18 protein-coding genes are annotated in these 15,553 nt (G+C 67.0%); 4 read left to right on the top strand and 14 right to left on the bottom strand.

All coding sequences use genetic code 11. The features are described 5' to 3' along the window. Positions 1–12: 12 nt before the first annotated feature. The 3 genes from ABFG95_RS22945 to ABFG95_RS22935 are packed head-to-tail and all read right to left on the bottom strand — an operon-like array spanning position 13 to position 2,256. Complete coding sequence (locus tag ABFG95_RS22945; RefSeq protein WP_049072489.1) at positions 13–705, bottom strand: ABC transporter ATP-binding protein; 693 nt, start codon at positions 703–705, stop codon at positions 13–15. After that, entirely contained in the window at positions 705–1,466 is a 762-nt protein-coding gene (locus ABFG95_RS22940; protein WP_054417623.1) for an ABC transporter ATP-binding protein, read from the bottom strand. Before ABFG95_RS22940 ends, ABFG95_RS22945 begins: the two co-directional genes overlap by 1 nt. A 10-nt stretch (positions 1,467–1,476) precedes the next feature. Continuing rightward, complete coding sequence (locus ABFG95_RS22935) at positions 1,477–2,256, bottom strand: SDR family NAD(P)-dependent oxidoreductase (protein WP_049072487.1); 780 nt, start codon at positions 2,254–2,256, stop codon at positions 1,477–1,479. Positions 2,257–2,473: 217 nt separating this feature from the next. Here ABFG95_RS22935 and ABFG95_RS22930 point away from each other — a divergent pair, with 217 nt between their 5' ends. The 4 genes from ABFG95_RS22930 to ABFG95_RS22915 all read left to right on the top strand — a co-directional run bounded on the left by ABFG95_RS22930 (position 2,474) and on the right by ABFG95_RS22915 (position 5,775). Then, the gene (locus tag ABFG95_RS22930) at positions 2,474–2,872 is read left to right on the top strand and encodes a cupin domain-containing protein (protein ID WP_049072486.1); all 399 of its coding nucleotides are present in this window, start codon (positions 2,474–2,476) and stop codon (positions 2,870–2,872) included. Positions 2,873–2,951: 79 nt separating this feature from the next. Next, complete coding sequence (locus ABFG95_RS22925; RefSeq protein ID WP_049072485.1) at positions 2,952–4,163, top strand: ABC transporter substrate-binding protein; 1,212 nt, start codon at positions 2,952–2,954, stop codon at positions 4,161–4,163. Beyond that, positions 4,160–4,924, top strand: a complete 765-nt coding sequence (locus ABFG95_RS22920; RefSeq protein WP_278992633.1) for an SDR family NAD(P)-dependent oxidoreductase — start codon at positions 4,160–4,162, stop codon at positions 4,922–4,924. Before ABFG95_RS22925 ends, ABFG95_RS22920 begins: the two co-directional genes overlap by 4 nt. 14 nt (positions 4,925–4,938) lie before the next feature. Further along, positions 4,939–5,775 (top strand): IclR family transcriptional regulator C-terminal domain-containing protein, encoded by an 837-nt coding sequence (locus ABFG95_RS22915; protein WP_100504281.1) that lies wholly within the window; start codon positions 4,939–4,941, stop codon positions 5,773–5,775. On the opposite strand, the gene ppa is transcribed toward ABFG95_RS22915, so the two are convergent. The 11 genes from ppa to ABFG95_RS22860 all read right to left on the bottom strand — a co-directional run bounded on the left by ppa (position 5,776) and on the right by ABFG95_RS22860 (position 15,516). Continuing rightward, positions 5,776–6,306: an inorganic diphosphatase gene (gene ppa / locus ABFG95_RS22910; protein WP_049072482.1), complete on the bottom strand. Its 531-nt coding sequence runs from the start codon at positions 6,304–6,306 to the stop codon at positions 5,776–5,778. Between the two features lie 28 nt (positions 6,307–6,334). Continuing rightward, entirely contained in the window at positions 6,335–7,954 is a 1,620-nt protein-coding gene (locus tag ABFG95_RS22905) for a heme biosynthesis HemY N-terminal domain-containing protein (RefSeq protein WP_054417619.1), read from the bottom strand. A gap of 5 nt (positions 7,955–7,959) precedes the next feature. Beyond that, complete coding sequence (locus tag ABFG95_RS22900; protein ID WP_049077585.1) at positions 7,960–9,153, bottom strand: uroporphyrinogen-III C-methyltransferase; 1,194 nt, start codon at positions 9,151–9,153, stop codon at positions 7,960–7,962. Between the two features lie 37 nt (positions 9,154–9,190). Further along, positions 9,191–10,003 carry a uroporphyrinogen-III synthase gene (locus ABFG95_RS22895; protein ID WP_278992632.1) on the bottom strand — a complete coding sequence of 271 codons (813 nt, stop codon included), beginning with the start codon at positions 10,001–10,003 and terminating at the stop codon, positions 9,191–9,193. Then, positions 10,003–10,947, bottom strand: a complete 945-nt coding sequence (hemC, locus tag ABFG95_RS22890) for a hydroxymethylbilane synthase (RefSeq protein ID WP_278992631.1) — start codon at positions 10,945–10,947, stop codon at positions 10,003–10,005. The genes ABFG95_RS22895 and hemC overlap by 1 nt, the downstream gene beginning before the upstream one ends. A gap of 9 nt (positions 10,948–10,956) precedes the next feature. Continuing rightward, complete coding sequence (locus ABFG95_RS22885) at positions 10,957–11,079, bottom strand: hypothetical protein (protein ID WP_049072475.1); 123 nt, start codon at positions 11,077–11,079, stop codon at positions 10,957–10,959. After that, positions 11,066–11,785 carry a TerC family protein gene (locus ABFG95_RS22880; RefSeq protein ID WP_049072474.1) on the bottom strand — a complete coding sequence of 240 codons (720 nt, stop codon included), beginning with the start codon at positions 11,783–11,785 and terminating at the stop codon, positions 11,066–11,068. The genes ABFG95_RS22885 and ABFG95_RS22880 overlap by 14 nt, the downstream gene beginning before the upstream one ends. A gap of 104 nt (positions 11,786–11,889) precedes the next feature. Beyond that, complete coding sequence (locus tag ABFG95_RS22875; protein WP_049072473.1) at positions 11,890–12,588, bottom strand: TerC family protein; 699 nt, start codon at positions 12,586–12,588, stop codon at positions 11,890–11,892. 247 nt (positions 12,589–12,835) lie between these two features. Further along, positions 12,836–13,717, bottom strand: coding sequence for a succinate--CoA ligase subunit alpha (sucD, locus tag ABFG95_RS22870; protein WP_006388410.1), 882 nt, complete (start codon positions 13,715–13,717; stop codon positions 12,836–12,838). Positions 13,718–13,742: 25 nt separating this feature from the next. After that, positions 13,743–14,903 carry an ADP-forming succinate--CoA ligase subunit beta gene (sucC, locus tag ABFG95_RS22865; RefSeq protein WP_006388409.1) on the bottom strand — a complete coding sequence of 387 codons (1,161 nt, stop codon included), beginning with the start codon at positions 14,901–14,903 and terminating at the stop codon, positions 13,743–13,745. Between the two features lie 10 nt (positions 14,904–14,913). Continuing rightward, on the bottom strand, positions 14,914–15,516 hold the full coding sequence (locus tag ABFG95_RS22860; RefSeq protein ID WP_049072472.1) for a DUF2889 domain-containing protein: 603 nt from the start codon (positions 15,514–15,516) through the stop codon (positions 14,914–14,916). Positions 15,517–15,553: the final 37 nt, after the last annotated feature.

Here is a 15,553-nt window from a genome sequence, read left to right as displayed (position 1 = left end):
GGATTCTCCCCCTCAGACGCCCAGGCGGCGCGCGATCCGCTCGGGATCATTGCGCGCCTCTTGCGCCGACAATTGGTCGACCACGCGGCCGTGCTCCATCACGTAGTGGCGGTCGGCCACCTTGGTGGCGAAGCGGAAATTCTGCTCCACCAGCACGATGGTGAAACCGCGCTCCTTGAGCGTGCGGATGGCCTGCCCGATCTGCTGCACGATCACCGGCGCCAGCCCCTCGGTGGGCTCGTCCAGCAGGATCAGCTGGGCGCCGGTGCGCAGGATGCGGGCGATCGCCAGCATCTGCTGCTCGCCGCCCGACAGGTTGCCGCCGGAGCTGGCGCTGCGTTCGCGCAGGTTGGGAAACAGGGTGTAGATCTCGTCCAGCGACATGCCGCCATCGGCCAGGCGCGGCGGCAGCAGCAGGTTCTCGGTCACATCCAGGCTGCGGAACACCGCCCGTTCCTCCGGGCAATACACCACGCCCAGCCGCGGGATGCGGTGCGGCGCCATGCCCACGGTTTCCTGGCCATTCAACAGGATCGAGCCGCGGCGCTTGTCCAGGATGCCCATGACGGCGCGCAGCGTGGTGGTCTTGCCCGCGCCGTTGCGGCCCAGGATGGTGACCAGTTCGCCGCGCCGCACTTCAATATCGACGCCATGCAGCACATGCGATTCGCCGTACCAGGCGTTGAGGTCCTTGATCGACAGCATCAGTCGTCTCCCTCGTCGGCGCCCATGTAGGCGGTAATGACGCGCTCGTCGCGCGACACCGTGGCGTAGTCGCCCTGTGCCAGCACCGCGCCGCGCGCCAGCACCGTAATGGAATCGGACAGGTCCGCCACCACCGACAGGTTGTGCTCCACCATCAGGATGCTGCGGTTGGCCGACACGCGCCGGATCAGCGCCGCGATGCGGGCCACGTCTTCCTGGCCGAGGCCGGCCATTGGCTCGTCCAGCAGCATCACTTCGGGCTCCAGGGCCAGCGTCATCGCGATTTCCAGCGCCCGCTTGCGGCCGTAGGGCAACAGGGCCGCCGTGGTGTCGGCCAGGCCCGCCAGACCGACCGCCTCCAGCAGGGCCAGGCCCTGGTCGTTGAGGCGATCGACACTGCGACGGCTGCGCCAGAACCGCATCCCGTCGCCATGCTGGCGCATCAGCGCCACGCGCATGTTCTGCAGCACGGTCAGTCCCAGGAACACCGCCGATATCTGAAACGAGCGCACGATGCCCAGGCGCGCGATCTGCTCCGGCGCCAGCGCGGTGATGTCGCGGCCGCGATAATGGATTGCGCCCTGGTCGGGCGTCAGGAACTTGGTCAGCAGGTTGAAGCAGGTGGTCTTGCCGGCGCCGTTGGGGCCGATCAAGGCATGGATGGAACCTTCCCGCAGGGCCAGGGACACGCCGTCGACGGCATTGAAGCCGCCGAACCGCTTGACCAGCCCCTGGGCGGACAGAACCGCTTGGGTGCTCATGGCCGTTCTCCTACATGCGGGCCAGCAGGCCGCCGTCGATCGCCAACACGTGGCCGTTGACGAACGAAGCCCCCGGCGAGGCCAGGTACACCACCGCCGGCGCGATGTCCTCGGGCGTGGCCCACCGTCCCACCGGCACCGCCGTCGACAGGAACGACTGGAACTGCGGATTGTCCTGCAGCCCCTGGGTGAAGTCCGTGCGCACGAAGCCCGGCGCCAATGCGTTGCAGGTGATGCCCTGACCGCCATACTCGACCGCCAGCGCGCGGGTGAACGCCGCGATGGCGCCCTTGGCGGTGGCATAGGCGGCGATGTTCGGCATGGTGGCCTGACCCGCGACGGAGGACATCAGCACGATGCGGCCAAAGCCGCGCGCCGCCATCCCCGGCAGCACGGCGCGGGCGCAATGGAAGGCGCCATTCACGTGCACGTTCTGCAGCGCCTGCCATTCGGCGGGCGCCATCTCGACCACCGGTTTGCGGTTCTGGTTGCCGGCATTGCTGACCAGCACGTCGACGGCCACGCCATCGGCATCCAGTCGCGCCACCGCGCGTTCGACGGCGGCGCCGTCGGCCACATCGAACACCGCGCTGCGCGCGGCGATGCCGGCCGCGGCCAGCCGTTCGCAGGCGGCATCGCAGGCCGCCTGCGACAGGTCGTTGATCACCACGCCGGCGCCGGCCTGGCCCAGCCCGGCCGCGATGGCGAAGCCCAACCCGCGCGCGCCCCCCGTCACCAGCGCCGTGCGCCCGGCCAGCCCGAAGGTCTGGCCCAGATAGTCCTGATTCACAGCTTGTCTCCTTGTTTTATCGGCGCCGGATCTCTAGCGGCATGCGCGCCGGGATGACTCCCTTGACGCATGCTCCCCCTGGTCCGGCCCGTGTCGCTCCGTCATCCTTGGTGGAAAACGTGATTGACATAAATCTCAATATACGCGATTATTTTCAAACACTCAATAACAAGATTTTTAGTTTTTCTTCCATAACGAGTTTTGGCTAGGAGACATCATGGCCCTCGAAACCCCTGGCTGCCCTGCGGCCAACGCGCTGCCCCCACTGGCATCGCGCTTCCTGAAAGTGGATGAATTGCCCTGGAAACCCACGCAGGTCGAAGGCATCGACATGAAGGTGCTGATGCAGGACAAGGAGTCCGGCCTGCTGACCGCGCTGTTCCGCTGGCAGCCCGGCACCGAGCTGCCGCTGCATGAACATGTCGAGGTCGAGCAGACCTACGTGCTGGAAGGCTCGATCGTCGACGCCGAAGGCGAAGTGCGCGCCGGCGACTACGTCTGGCGCCCGCGCGGCAACCGCCACGTGGCCCGTGCTCCGCATGGCGCGCTGGTGCTGAGCTTCTTCCTGAAACCCAACCTGTTCATCGACGCCTACGCCGGCCAGACGCTGGAATAGGCTCGCCCCGGCAAGACCCCGCGCGACCGCCCGGCACAGGACGGCGCGCCAAGCGACAAGCCCCCGAGGAGACAAAACCATGAAGATCCGTTTCAAGCATTGCCTGGCCGCCTGCGCGCTGGGCGCCGTTTCGCTGTCGGCCCAGGCCCAGGTGTCCGACGACGTCGTCAAGATCGGCGTGCTGGGCGACCAGTCCGGCATGATGGCCGACCTGTCCGGCAAGTTCGGCGTCGAGGCCGTGAAGATGGCCGTCGAGGATTTCGGCGGCAGCGTGCTGGGCAAACCCATCGAGGTGGTGTCCGCCGACCACCAGAACAAGGTGGACATCGGCGTCTCGATCGCGCGCCGCTGGTACGAGAACGACAAGGTCGACCTGATCCTGGACGTGCCCAACTCCGCCATCGCCCTGGCGGTGCAGGACCTGACCCGCCAGATGAAGCGCGTGGTGATCTTCACCAGCGCCGGCTCGGCCGACCTGACCGGCAAGGCCTGCTCGCCCAACGGCATGCACTGGACCTACGACACCTACGCCTACGCCACCGGCGTGGCCAGCGGCGTCATGGAAGACGGCGGTAAGAGCTGGTTCTTCATCACCTCCGACTATGCATTCGGCCACTCGCTCGAACGCGACGCCATGGCGGTGGTCAAGGCCAAGGGCGGCCAGGTGGTCGGCAGCGTTCGCCACCCCATCGCCAGCGCCGACTTCTCGTCGTTCCTGCTGCAGGCGCAGGCCTCCAAGGCGCAGGTGATCGGCCTGGCCAACGGCAGCGGCGACACCATCAACAGCATCAAGCAGGCGTTCGAGTTCGGCATCATGGGCAGCAAGCAGCGCGTGGCCGCGCTCTTCATGAGCATCGTCGACGTGCGCAGCGTCGGGCTGGAATACGCGCAGGGCCTGAACCTGGTGGAGCCGTTCTACTGGGACCAGGACGACAAGGCGCGCCAGTGGTCCGAGCGCTACTTCAAGCGCACCGGCCGCATGCCGTCGATGGTGCAGGCCAGCAACTACAGCGCCACCATGCACTACCTGAACGCGGTCAAGGCCGCCGGCACCGATGCGTCCGAGGCGGTGCTCAAGAAGATGCATGACACCCCCATCAACGACTTCATGACCGAGAACGGCCGCATCCGCGAGGATGGCCGCGTGATGCGCGACCTGTATCTGTTCCAGGTGAAGAAGCCGTCGGAATCCAAGCGCGACTGGGATTACTACAAGCTGGTGCGCAAGATTCCCGCCGAACAGGCGTTCCGTCCGCTGGACCAGGGCGGCTGCGCGCTGGTGAAGCCATGAGCGGCGGCGCGCCCGGCCTGCTGGCAGGCAAGCGCGCCGTGATCACGGGGGGCGCCAACCCCCGTGGCATCGGCGCCGCCATCGTCGCGCAATTCCTGGCGCAAGGCGCCAGCGTCGCGGTGCTGGACCGCGATTACCCCGACCACGCCGACGCCGGCCTCGTCGGCGGCCGCGCCAATCTGCACTGCGACGTGTCGAGCAGCGCCTCCTGCGAGCAGGCCGTGGCGCAGGCGGCGCAGGCGCTGGGCGGCATCGACGTGCTGGTGAACAACGCCGGCATCGTCGCCGCGACCCGCATCTGGGACCTGCCCGAGGACGAGTTCCGCCGCATGATCGACGTCAACCTGACCGGCACCTACAACGTGACGCGCGCCGCCCTGCCCCACTTGCTGGAAAGCGAGCGCCGCCCGGCCATCGTCAACCTGGGCTCGACCGCCGCCCTGCGCGGCGGCGGCCTGCTGGGCGGTTCGCACTATGCCGCGTCCAAGGGCGGCGTCATCAGTTTCACCAAGGCACTGGCGCGCGAACTGGGCCCACGCGGCGTGCGCGCCAACTGCGTGGCGCCGGGCATCATCGAGACCGACATGACGCTCGGCAAATTCGGCGAAAATTGGGAACAAGAACTCAAACAGGGCATTCCGCTGCAACGCTTCGGCTCCCCGGCCGAAGTGGCGCAGGCCATTCTGTTCCTGGCCTCGGACCTGTCCTCCTACTCAACCGGCATCGTGGTCGACGTCAACGGCGGCTTCCACATTCACTAGGCGCATCAGCAGCAATGAGCACTCCCGATCGCATGTTGTCCATCCTCGACCTCTTCCGCGACGACACCACCGCCGCGTTCCAGGAGGACGTCATGGCGCATCTGGAGTGTTCGCGCGCCACCGCCTACCGCTATCTCAAGTCACTCACCGAAAGCGGCCTGCTGGCGCCGACCGCCGGCGGCGCCTACGTGCTCGGCTCGCGCATCATCGAGCTGGACCGGCACCTGCGCCAGCACGACCCGCTGATGCGCGCGGCCCGTGAGGTCATGCGCGCCACGGGCGACGAACTCAACGCCAACCTGATGCTGTGCAGCTACTACGGCGACAAGGTCATGTGCGTGGACCGCTACTGGACCGACCATTCCATCGAATCCAGCTACGCGCGCGGCCGCCCCTTCCCCATGTTCCGCGGCGCCACCGCCAAGCCCATCCTGGCCAATCTGCCGCCTTACCAGTTGCGCAACCTGATGCTGTGGCACGCCGCCGAGATCCGCGAGGCCGGCCTGGGCGAGGACTGGGATGCGTTCCGCGCCAACCTCAAGCAATTGCGGGCGGCCGGCGTCTGCGTCTCGCACGGCGAGGTCGATCCGGGATTGATGGGGATCGGCTCGGCGATCTTCACGCCGGACCAGAAGGTGGTGGGCAGCCTGGTGTTCATCGCCGCCGAGGCGCGCACGCCCGCCAAGCGGCTGGCGCTGCTGCAGGAACGCATCCAGGCCGCGGCGGCGCAGGTGACGCAGAATCTGCAGGGCCTGCAAGACAACGGCGCGGCGGCGATCGGCATCATGCCGTCGCGGCCGCGCCGCTTGAAGGCGCCCGCCGGTGCGACACCGGCGCGGCGCAAGGCCTGATCAGCCCTTGTTGTAGCGCTCGGCGCTCTTGAGGATTTCCTCGTGGGCGGCATCAACGCCCTTCCAGCCCTTGACCTTGACCCACTTGCCCTTTTCCAGGTCCTTGTAGTGCTCGAAGAAGTGCTGGATGCGGGCCGTGTCTTCGGCCGGCAGGTCTTCGTACGACTTGATGTTGCGGTACGGGGGGTAGAGCTTTTCGATCGGCACGGCCAGCAGCTTGGCGTCGCCACCCGACTCGTCGTCCATTTCCAGCACGCCGATGGCGCGGCAGCGCACCACGGCGCCGATCTGGATGGGGAACGGGGTCAGCACCAGCACGTCGGCGGGGTCGCCGTCTTCCGACAGCGTTTGCGGGATATAGCCGTAGTTGCACGGGTAGTGCATGGCCGTCAGCATGAAGCGGTCGACGAAGATCGCGCCCGATTCCTTGTCGACCTCGTACTTCACCGGGTCGGCGTTCATGGGGATCTCGATGATCACATTGAAGTCTTCCGGCAGCTTCTTGCCGGGGGACACGCGGTCATAACTCATGATTGAACCTTGTCAGTCTGAAAGAGGATCAAAGCGAGCCGTCGTCCTTGAACGGCGGCTTGGTGGTCGGGACCGGCACGGCGGCCGGCTTGGGCGTGGCCGGCGCAGGCGGCACGGCCGGGGCGGCGGGAGTGTAGGTCGGCACGGGGTTGTCGAACGCCGCCGCCGGAATCGGCGCGCTGTCGAAATACTCGTCGATGTCGGACGTGCCGCCCACCACCGGCGCGTCCTCGGGCGCCAGCGCGCGGGCCTGCTGCTCCTTGCTGGCCCGGGCATCCGGATCCAGCACGTAGTCCGAGGCCGACGCGGCCACCGCAGGAGGCAGCGCGGGATAGTCGCCGCCGATCTCGGCGTCGCCATCCGACAGGCCCACCGCATAGCCACCCTCCGCGTCCAGATGGTAGGGATCCGAACCGGTATCCGCGGCCGGCAATGCCGCGTCGGCGGCCAGCACCGGCAGCGCCATGCTGGCGGCGGTTGCCAGGCGCCAGTGGCGCACCGCATCGGCCGGACGGTCGAGGCGGTCGTACAGGCTGCCCAGCAGCGCGTGGGTCTGGGCATCGCCACGGCGCGACAGGCTGCGCAGCAGATAGCGTTCGGCCTGCCCCCACAGCTGGCCATTCAGGCACAGCATGCCCAGCGCGGTCAGCAGGTCGGGATCGGTCGGGCGCTGCTGCAGCCAGGTCTCGGCCTTGGCCAGGCGGCGCGACACTTGCGCGGCATCACAACGGGCGTAGGCCGCCACCAGGGCGGGATTGAACTTCACGGCAATGGCGGCCTCGAGCACCTTGGCGGCCTCGTTGGCCTCGCCCGCCGCCTCGAAGGCGGAAGCGCCGGCCAGCGCGATTTCCGGCAACAGCCGTTCCTCGGCCTTGAGATCCTTCCAGATGGCGCGCCAGGCGTCGTTGGCGGCGCCCGCCCGCAGGCGCGCGGCGCCGGCCACGTCGATCAGGTGGTCGCCTTCGCTGCGCGCCAGCGCGTTACGGCGCAACAAACCGCGGGCCAGCGTGAAGACCTGCTCGTCGTGGCGCAGGGCCGTGTGCGCGCGCAGCAGCAGGCGCATGGTGTGCAAGTGGCGCGCGCCGCCGTCGGCAAGCGGCGCCAGCACGGCCAGGGCGCGTTCGGCGCGGCCCTGGTCGAGCAGCATGTCGGCCGAAACGGTCGCGGTGGCTTCGACCAGGCCGGGATCGGTGCCAGCCTGTTCCTGCGCGGTCGCCAGCAGGCGGTCGCGGCGGTCGAATTCACCCAGGCCATGCGCCGCCCGCGCGGCCGACAAGGCGGCCAGCACGCGGCGGGTCTGCACCTTGGTCTGCTCGAGCAGACGGGTCAGGTCCTTCTCGGCGTGCGAGTAGCGCCCTTCCAGCAGGCCGATCCAGCCGCGCTCGAGCAATTCGTGATCGCGCGCCTGGGCGCGCTTGCCGCGCCAGGCGCGGACACGGTCGGGAATGGCCAGCAGCCAGGCCAGCAGGCGCAGGCCCACATACAACACCACGAAGGCGGCCACGATCAGCAGCACGGCCAGCGTCAGCGACATCGAGATGCGCCACGGCCACACCAGCAGCAGCACGTTGCCGGAATGGGAACGCAGCACCACCGCCAGGGCGACGGCGATGACGGCGAGCAGCAGAGTCCAGAACCAGGTACGCATAGGCCTCAATCCTGGTCGCTGGTCTTGAAGCCGGCGGCGCGCAACGCGGCCACGGCGTTCAGGCTGTCGGACACATCGGGCATGCGCACGGCGATGTCGGTCTGCGCCAGTTCACGGGCCAGGTTCTGGGCCGCGACGGTGTCGGGGGACCGGTTGTCGAAATACTTGGCCAGCGTGGCGCCGATATTGTCGAGTTCGCTCTTCCAGACCGTCGGCTGGCGCATCAGCATGGCCAGTTGCACGGTCAGCAGGCGCTGGCGCAGCGTGCCACGCACCTGGTCAGCCTGTTCCGGCGACAGCAGCAGCGCGGCGGGCTCGTCGACGCGCTGGATGGTGATCAGCCCGCCCAGCTCATGGGCCAGGGCCGAACCGGCGCGGCCTGGCCAGGAGGCCACTTCGGCGCGCCAGCGTTGCCACCAGGGCGCGTCGGCGGGCAGCGCCGCCTGCGGATCGACCGCGACCGGCGCGGGCGTGGCGGGACGGGTCTCGCCGGCGGGCGCGATGCCGGGCGCGGCGGCGTCCGGCACCAGCAGCGGCGCCTTGCCAACCAGCGCGGTCAGGCGCTCGATGCGGGCCGACTGGGCGGGAATATCCACGGTGGATACGGCGCGCAGGCGGTCCAGGTCGCCATTGATGGCTTGTTGCAGGCTGGAGAAGCGTGGACGGTCGGCGCGGGCCAGGCGCGCTTGCGCCGTTTCCAGCGCGACGATGGCATTGGAGACGTTGCCGGCCAGGCGCAGTTGCTGGCTGCCGATGGTGAGCAGGCGCTCGACGTCGTTGGCCAGCAGCTCGTCGCTGGCGCTGTCGTTGAAGTTCTGCCAGGCCTGTTGCAAGGCGTTGTACTGGCTCTGGGTCTCGCGCACGCTTTCCTCGAGGTCGCCCAGGCGGCCAGCCTGGGCTTGCGCCAGGGCCAGGGCCTCACGGGTGTCCTTGCGAGCCTGCGCCACATCGGCCGTCAGCGTGTCGAGGCGCGAAGCGACCTCGCGGCCCGCCGCGACGAACTGGGTGCGTTGCTGCCAGAGGGCGTAGCCCAGGCCGACAGCCAGCAGGATGACGATGATGAGCGCGGTGACCAGAGGGCCACTGCCGCGCTTGGCCGGACGGGCCTTGACGGAATCGGCCGGGGCCGATGCGGGCGCGCTGGCGCCCGGGGCGGCCGCATGAACGGCCGGATCGGTAGCGGGAGTCTTGTCTGTCATGACGCGATTGTATTCGGTGTCCGTCCGAAGCAACGAATCAAGCAGCAACAAAAGCCTGGAAAATCGACTCGTCGTTGGGCAAGCAGATTTTTACCATTGCTTGCGGGCCCATGTCAGGCGCATGCCGCGGCAGGCGCCGGGCCAGTGAAGGATGGGTCACCACGAAGCCGCAGCGGCCCCACCAGTCGGCCAGTCCGGCCCCTCGCAGTTGCTCTTCCACCGCATCGGCGCCCTCGCCGCTCGTGATCAGCCAGGTGGCGGCCACGCCCTGCGCGGCCCAGCGCCGCAGGGGGGCGAAGGCGGATTCGTTCCATTGCGCGGGGCGGCGCACATAGGCCGCATGACGTGTCACGGCAACGCCATGTGCCTGCAGCCGGTCACCCAGCCAATCGCGCCCCTGCGTGCCGCGCACCAGCAAGACCCGTGCCGGCAGCCGTGGCAGGCCGCAAAGCACCTCCCAGAGCGCCTCCGAATCATGGCTGGCGGCCTGGTCGCCGGGATGCAGGACTGTTGTATTCGCGCCAAAAGCCGGCAGCTCGCGCAGGCCCGCGGCACTGGCCGGGCCAACCGTGGCGGCCATCACGCCCGTCGGCCAGGGTGCCTGGCCGTCCGCCCGCGCCAGTTGATCGAGATAGAAGCGGGCGGCATTGCCGCTGACGAACACCACCAGATCGTAGTCCGCCGGCCGCGGCAAGTCGGCCGCGGCGACGGCCAGAGGCTGGATATCGAGCGCGGGCAGGATGCAGGGCATCCAGCCGGCCCCGCGCAGGCGGTCCGCCAGCGCCTCATTGCGACCGGCGGGCCGTGTCAGCACGGCCACGCGCGGCGCTTGGGCGGTGGCCCCGTCCATCACTCGGGCGCGGAGTCTTGCAGCAGTTCGTCGAGAATGGCCTGGGCGCCGGCGTCGAACAGCTCGGCGGCGACCGCCTCGCCGATCGCCTGCGCCTGGGCCACCGGGCCACTGCCTTCGGCGCGCAGCATGCGCGTGCCGTCGGGCGAGGCCACCAGCGCGCGCAGGTGCAGGCCATCGCCCTCGATTTCGGCGTAGGCCGCCAGCGGCACCTGACAGGAACCGCCCAGCCGGCGCGACACCGCGCGCTCCGCCAACGCGATCGAGGTGGCGCTCGCATCGTTCAGCGGGGCCAGCCAGGCGCGCAGATCGTCGCGGTCGTCGCGGATCTCGATGGTCAGCGCGCCCTGCCCGGCCGCAGGCAGGCAATCCGCCGGATCGAGCAGGCAACGGATGCGGTCGGCCAGGCCCAACCGGTTCAAGCCCGCGGCGGCCAGCACGATCGCATCGTATTCATCGCGATCGAGCTTGGCCAGGCGGGTGTCGAGGTTGCCGCGCAGGGGCTTGACCACCAGTTGCGGAAAGCGCGCGCGGATCTGCGACTCGCGCCGCAGGCTGGAGGTGCCCACGACGGCCCCGGCCGGCAGGTCGGCCAGCGTGGCATGGCGATTGGAGACGAAGGCATCGCGCGGATCGGCGCGATCGAGGACGGCGCACAGCTCGAACGGCGCCTGCAGATCGACCGGCATGTCCTTCAGACAATGCACGGCCAGATCGGCGCGGCCGTCGAGCAAGGCGTTTTCGAGTTCCTTGACGAAGAGCCCCTTGCCGCCCACCTTGGAGAGGGTGCGGTCGAGGATCTGGTCGCCTCGGGTCGTCAGGGTGAGGAGTTCAACCGCGCACGCCGGATACAGCGTGCGCAGCCGATCGCGCACATGCTCGGCTTGCCACAGGGCAAGCCGGCTGGCGCGGGTCGCGATGACCAAGCGTTGCGGTAGCGACACGTCGCGCCATCAAACGAAGTTTGAGACGATGACCGTCGCCACGACCCCGAGGATGGCCAGCACGAACAGGCCCTGCAGGAGGCTCAGGCCTGATTCGGTTTGCTGGGGATCGGCGGATCTACGCAGACTCATGTACGGATTCCTTGGAGGCGGTTTTGCGGCTTGCCAGCCACCGTCCAAGGACAACAACGAGCAAGGCGCCGAAGATTTCTACGCCGATTTTAACCGCAGTGGGCTGGACGCCGAATTGACCTTCGACAAACACGTCCGTGACCAGCATGCCGCCCGCGATCCAGCCCAGCAGCGCCGCGCCGAAGGTCACCACCAGCGGATAGCGGTCGATCAGCTTCAGCACCAGCGTGCTGCCCCAGATGATGATGGGCACGCTCACGACCAGGCCGAAGATAACCAGACCGATCTGATGATCAGCGTGCGCATTCTGGGCCGCGCCGGCGATGGCGATGACGTTGTCCAGGCTCATCACGAAGTCGGCGATGATGATGGTCTTGATGGCGGCGATGATGGATGTGCCGCCCTTCACATTGCCATGGGCGTCATCCTCGGGCACCAGCAGCTTGACGCCGATCCAGACCAGCAGCAGGCCGCCCACCACCTTCAGGAACGGGATCGACAGCAGGGTCAGCGCGAAGGCGATCAGGACCACGCGCAGCAGGATGGCGCCGGCGGTGCCCCACAGAATGCCCTGCATGCGCTGCTTGGGCTCCAGGTTGCGGCAGGCCAACGCGATCACCACCGCATTGTCGCCGCCGAGCAGGATGTCGATGAGGATGATCTGGAATACCGCTGCCCAACTCAGCGTCTGGAAAAACTCAAGCAATTTGAACCCCCGAAGGCATTTATCAAAATAAAGGCCGGCCCCGTGCCGGCCAGCCCGCCGCCGTGGCGGCGGGCTTGGAACAACTTATTATTGTAGTTCAGCTTTCAGTCAGCTTTCTGGCGCAGAAGCAAAACTTTGCCGATCGCCAGGACCAGCACCGCGCCCAACGCGCCGCACATGAGCGCGAAGCTGTGCTGGGTCACGCCCAATGCCGCATCGATGCGCGCCACCGGCTCCTGCAGGGCGGGATCACCCACCAGCAATTCGCCGGCAATGAAGCCCAACAGCGCCGCGCCCACCCAGACGATGAGCGGGAAGCGTTCGATGACCTTGAGCAGCAGCGTGCTGCCGAAAATCACAAGCGGAATACTGATCGCCAGGCCCAGCACCAGCAGCGTGGTGTCGCCCATCGCCGCGGCGGCCACGGCCACCACATTGTCCAGGCTCATGACCAGGTCGGCGATCATGATAGTGCGGATTGCGGTCAGCAGATTGCCATGGGTCTTGCCGTCCCCCTCTTCCTCGCCTTCCGGCAGCAACAGGGTCACGCCGATGTACACCAGCAGCAGTGCGCCGATGAGCTTGAGCCACGGCAGCATCAGCAGCTTGGCGGCCACCAGCGTCAGCACGATACGCATGATGATCGCGGCGGCCGAGCCGATCACGATCGCTTTCTTTTGCTGCGCCGGCGGCAGCGAGCGCGCGGCCAGCGCAATCACCACGGCGTTATCGCCCGACAGCAGAATGTTGACCCAAATGATCTGGAGCAACGCTAACCAGAATGCCGCTGAACTGAGTTCCATACCTCTCTTTCCTAGGACGTGATCCCCCTAGGACAAACCAAATGAATGGGTGGAAAAGACAAAAAGACGTACTGACCGTCTTGGTGCGAGCCCGACGGCATTCTTGCTGGGTACGTGCAGAATTTCTTTCATTATAGTTTCGTTCAGCTTTCCGTATGTTTCGCCGGCCGCATCATGGACGCGGGATTTCCCTAGGCTGGAACGAAAAAAAGGCCCGCCGAGGCGGGCCTTCTTCATGCACACAACCTTACAGCACCGACTTGAGCAGTTTGCCCATTTCGGAGGGGTTGCGCGTGGTGCGGATGCCGCAGGCTTCCATGACTTCCAGCTTGGCGTCGGCCGTGTCGGCGCCGCCGGAGATCAGCGCGCCGGCGTGGCCCATGCGCTTTCCGGGAGGGGCGGTGACACCGGCGATGAAGCCGACGACCGGCTTCTTCATGTTGTCCTTGGCCCACTGGGCGGCGTTGACTTCGTCCGGACCGCCGATCTCGCCGATCATGATGACGGCGTCGGTGTCGGGATCGTCATTGAACATCTTCAGGACGTCGACGTGCTTGAGGCCGTTGATGGGGTCGCCACCGATGCCGACGGCGCTGGATTGACCCAGGCCCAGCTCGGTGACTTGCGCCACGGCTTCGTACGTCAGAGTGCCCGAGCGGCTGACGATGCCGATGCGGCCCTTGCGGTGGATGTGACCGGGCATGATGCCGATCTTGATTTCGTCCGGGGTGATCAGGCCGGGGCAGTTCGGGCCCAGCAGCAGCGTCTTGCTGCCCTTGGCCTTCATGCGGTTCTTGACTTCCAGCATGTCGCGGACCGGGATGCCTTCGGTGATGCAGATCACCAGATCCAGCTCGGCCTCGACGGCTTCCCAGATGGCGGCGGCAGCGCCGGCGGGCGGCACGTAGATGACCGACACGGTGGCGCCGGTGTCGGCCTTGGCGTCCTTGACCGACGCGAAGATCGGCACGCCTTCGAAGTCCTCACCGGCCTTCTTGGGGTTCACGCCGGCCACGAAGGCGGCTTTGCCATTGGCGTACTCGCGGCACATGCGAGTGTGGAACTGACCGGTCTTGCCCGTGATGCCCTGGGTGATGACCTTGGTGTCCTTGTTGATCAGAATCGACATTTGTGAATCCTTGGATTTTTTCTCTTTACTTGACGGCGGCGACGACGCGGGTGGCGGCTTCGGCCATCGTGTCGGCGCTGATGATCGGCAGGCCCGACTCGGCCAGCATCTTCTTGCCGAGTTCTTCGTTGGTGCCCTTCATGCGCACGACCAGCGGCACGTTCAGGTTGACGGCCTTGCAAGCGGCGATCACGCCTTCGGCGATGACGTCGCAGCGCATGATGCCGCCGAAGATGTTGACCAGGATGGCCTTCACGCTCTTGTTCTTGAGCATGATCTTGAAGGCTTCCGTGACCTTCTCGGCCGTGGCGCCGCCGCCGACGTCCAGGAAGTTGGCCGGCTCGCCGCCGAACAGCTTGATGGTGTCCATGGTGGCCATGGCCAGGCCGGCGCCGTTCACCAGGCAGCCGATGTTGCCATCGAGCTGGATGTAGGCCAGGTCGAACTTCGAGGCTTCGATTTCAGCCGGATCTTCTTCGTCCAGGTCGCGGTAGGCGACGATTTCCGGGTGACGGAACAGGGCGTTGGAGTCGAAGTTGAACTTGGCGTCCAGGGCGATGATGTTGCCCTTGCTGTCACGGTTCAGGGGGTTGATTTCGACCAGCGAGGCGTCGGTGTCCATGTAGCACTTGTAGAGCTTCTGGAACACGTCCACGGCCTGGGCGGTCGAGTCGGCGGGCAGGCCGATCGCGTTGGCGATCTTGGTGGCTTGCTCGGCCGACAGGCCGGTCAGCGGATCGATGTATTCGGTGACGATCTTCTCGGGAGTGGAGTGAGCCACTTCCTCGATGTCCATGCCGCCTTCGCTGGAGGCGATGAAGGCGACCTTCTGGGTGGCGCGGTCGGTGACCAGCGACACGTAGTATTCCTTCTGGATGTCGGCGCCGTCTTCGATGTACAGGCGGCGGACCTTCTGGCCTTCCGGGCCGGTCTGGTGCGTGACCAGCTGCATGCCCAGGATTTCGGAGGCGAGCTTGCGCACGTCGTCCAGCGAGCGCGCCAGCTTCACGCCGCCGCCCTTGCCGCGGCCGCCCGCGTGGATCTGTGCCTTGACGACCCAGACCGGTCCACCCAGCTTTTCAGCGGCAGCCACGGCCTCGTCGACGGAAAGAGCGGGAATCCCGCGCGGCACCGGGATGCCAAATTGCTTCAGCAGTTCCTTGCCTTGATACTCGTGGATTTTCATGTGTTACCTGTCAGGACGTATGAGAAAGAGAAGGTGAATCGGAGGTCGAATCGGCCGATGCCTCAGCGCTACCCCCGGTGTACCACTTGGGATAGTGCTCAGCCACCACCGGGCCGTCGGTGCTCAGGGCATGACAGCCGTCCAGTTGGAATGGACGCCGGTTCGGGTTGCTTTCCTGCCGCCGGCGGTTGGCCATGGTCTGCACCGCCGCGGTGGGAAGCACCTGCGACAGCTCGGTCATGTGCGTACAGCCCTCGACATGGCCGAAGCGCTCCTTGACCTGACGGCGGAACCCCTTGAGCAGGTTCATGCCGACCAGGTCAGCGTAGGCGGATTCGATGGCCATGCAGTGCTCGCCGTAGGGAGCGGCATCATAGACGGCCCGCGCGGCCACGATGGTGAAATCGCCATCGATGGTGATGCGCAGGTGCATATGGTGGATGGGTTGCCCCGCCTTGAACATCTCGCCGTCGCGCTTGGGAAAATCGTACGCCTTGACGTCGATGAGCTCGGCTTCCAGGTCCCAGTTGCCGTCATCGCGCGCATACGACTGCACGCGTATGGAACGCGTGTGCAGCGGCTGGCGAGGACAATCCGGCGGTGGCAAGGGCATGCTTGGGGCCTGCGGGGCAGAGACGGCCGGCGCATGG

It is taken from the genome of Achromobacter sp. HNDS-1 (assembly GCF_040084795.1).
Lineage (GTDB): Bacteria > Pseudomonadota > Gammaproteobacteria > Burkholderiales > Burkholderiaceae_B > Achromobacter > Achromobacter ruhlandii.
The sequence above is the reverse complement of the archived record's forward strand: the minus strand, read 5'-3'. Positions and strand labels throughout refer to the sequence as shown.

Excerpts from the sequence above, each read along its gene's own strand:
- ABFG95_RS22945 (WP_049072489.1), bottom strand. The coding sequence starts at position 705 with ATGCTGTCGATCAAGGACCTCAACGCCTGGTACGGCGAATCGCATGTG.
- ABFG95_RS22940 (WP_054417623.1), bottom strand. The coding sequence starts at position 1,466 with ATGAGCACCCAAGCGGTTCTGTCCGCCCAGGGGCTGGTCAAGCGGTTC.
- ABFG95_RS22930 (WP_049072486.1), top strand. The coding sequence starts at position 2,474 with ATGGCCCTCGAAACCCCTGGCTGCCCTGCGGCCAACGCGCTGCCCCCA.
- ABFG95_RS22925 (WP_049072485.1), top strand. The coding sequence starts at position 2,952 with ATGAAGATCCGTTTCAAGCATTGCCTGGCCGCCTGCGCGCTGGGCGCC.
- ABFG95_RS22920 (WP_278992633.1), top strand. The coding sequence starts at position 4,160 with ATGAGCGGCGGCGCGCCCGGCCTGCTGGCAGGCAAGCGCGCCGTGATC.
- ABFG95_RS22915 (WP_100504281.1), top strand. The coding sequence starts at position 4,939 with ATGAGCACTCCCGATCGCATGTTGTCCATCCTCGACCTCTTCCGCGAC.
- ppa (WP_049072482.1), bottom strand. The coding sequence starts at position 6,306 with ATGAGTTATGACCGCGTGTCCCCCGGCAAGAAGCTGCCGGAAGACTTC.
- ABFG95_RS22905 (WP_054417619.1), bottom strand. The coding sequence starts at position 7,954 with ATGCGTACCTGGTTCTGGACTCTGCTGCTCGCCGTCATCGCCGTCGCC.
- ABFG95_RS22900 (WP_049077585.1), bottom strand. The coding sequence starts at position 9,153 with ATGACAGACAAGACTCCCGCTACCGATCCGGCCGTTCATGCGGCCGCC.
- ABFG95_RS22895 (WP_278992632.1), bottom strand. The coding sequence starts at position 10,003 with ATGGACGGGGCCACCGCCCAAGCGCCGCGCGTGGCCGTGCTGACACGG.
- ABFG95_RS22885 (WP_049072475.1), bottom strand. The coding sequence starts at position 11,079 with ATGAGTCTGCGTAGATCCGCCGATCCCCAGCAAACCGAATCAGGCCTG.
- ABFG95_RS22875 (WP_049072473.1), bottom strand. The coding sequence starts at position 12,588 with ATGGAACTCAGTTCAGCGGCATTCTGGTTAGCGTTGCTCCAGATCATT.
- sucD (WP_006388410.1), bottom strand. The coding sequence starts at position 13,717 with ATGTCGATTCTGATCAACAAGGACACCAAGGTCATCACCCAGGGCATC.
- sucC (WP_006388409.1), bottom strand. The coding sequence starts at position 14,903 with ATGAAAATCCACGAGTATCAAGGCAAGGAACTGCTGAAGCAATTTGGC.
- ABFG95_RS22860 (WP_049072472.1), bottom strand. The coding sequence starts at position 15,516 with ATGCCCTTGCCACCGCCGGATTGTCCTCGCCAGCCGCTGCACACGCGT.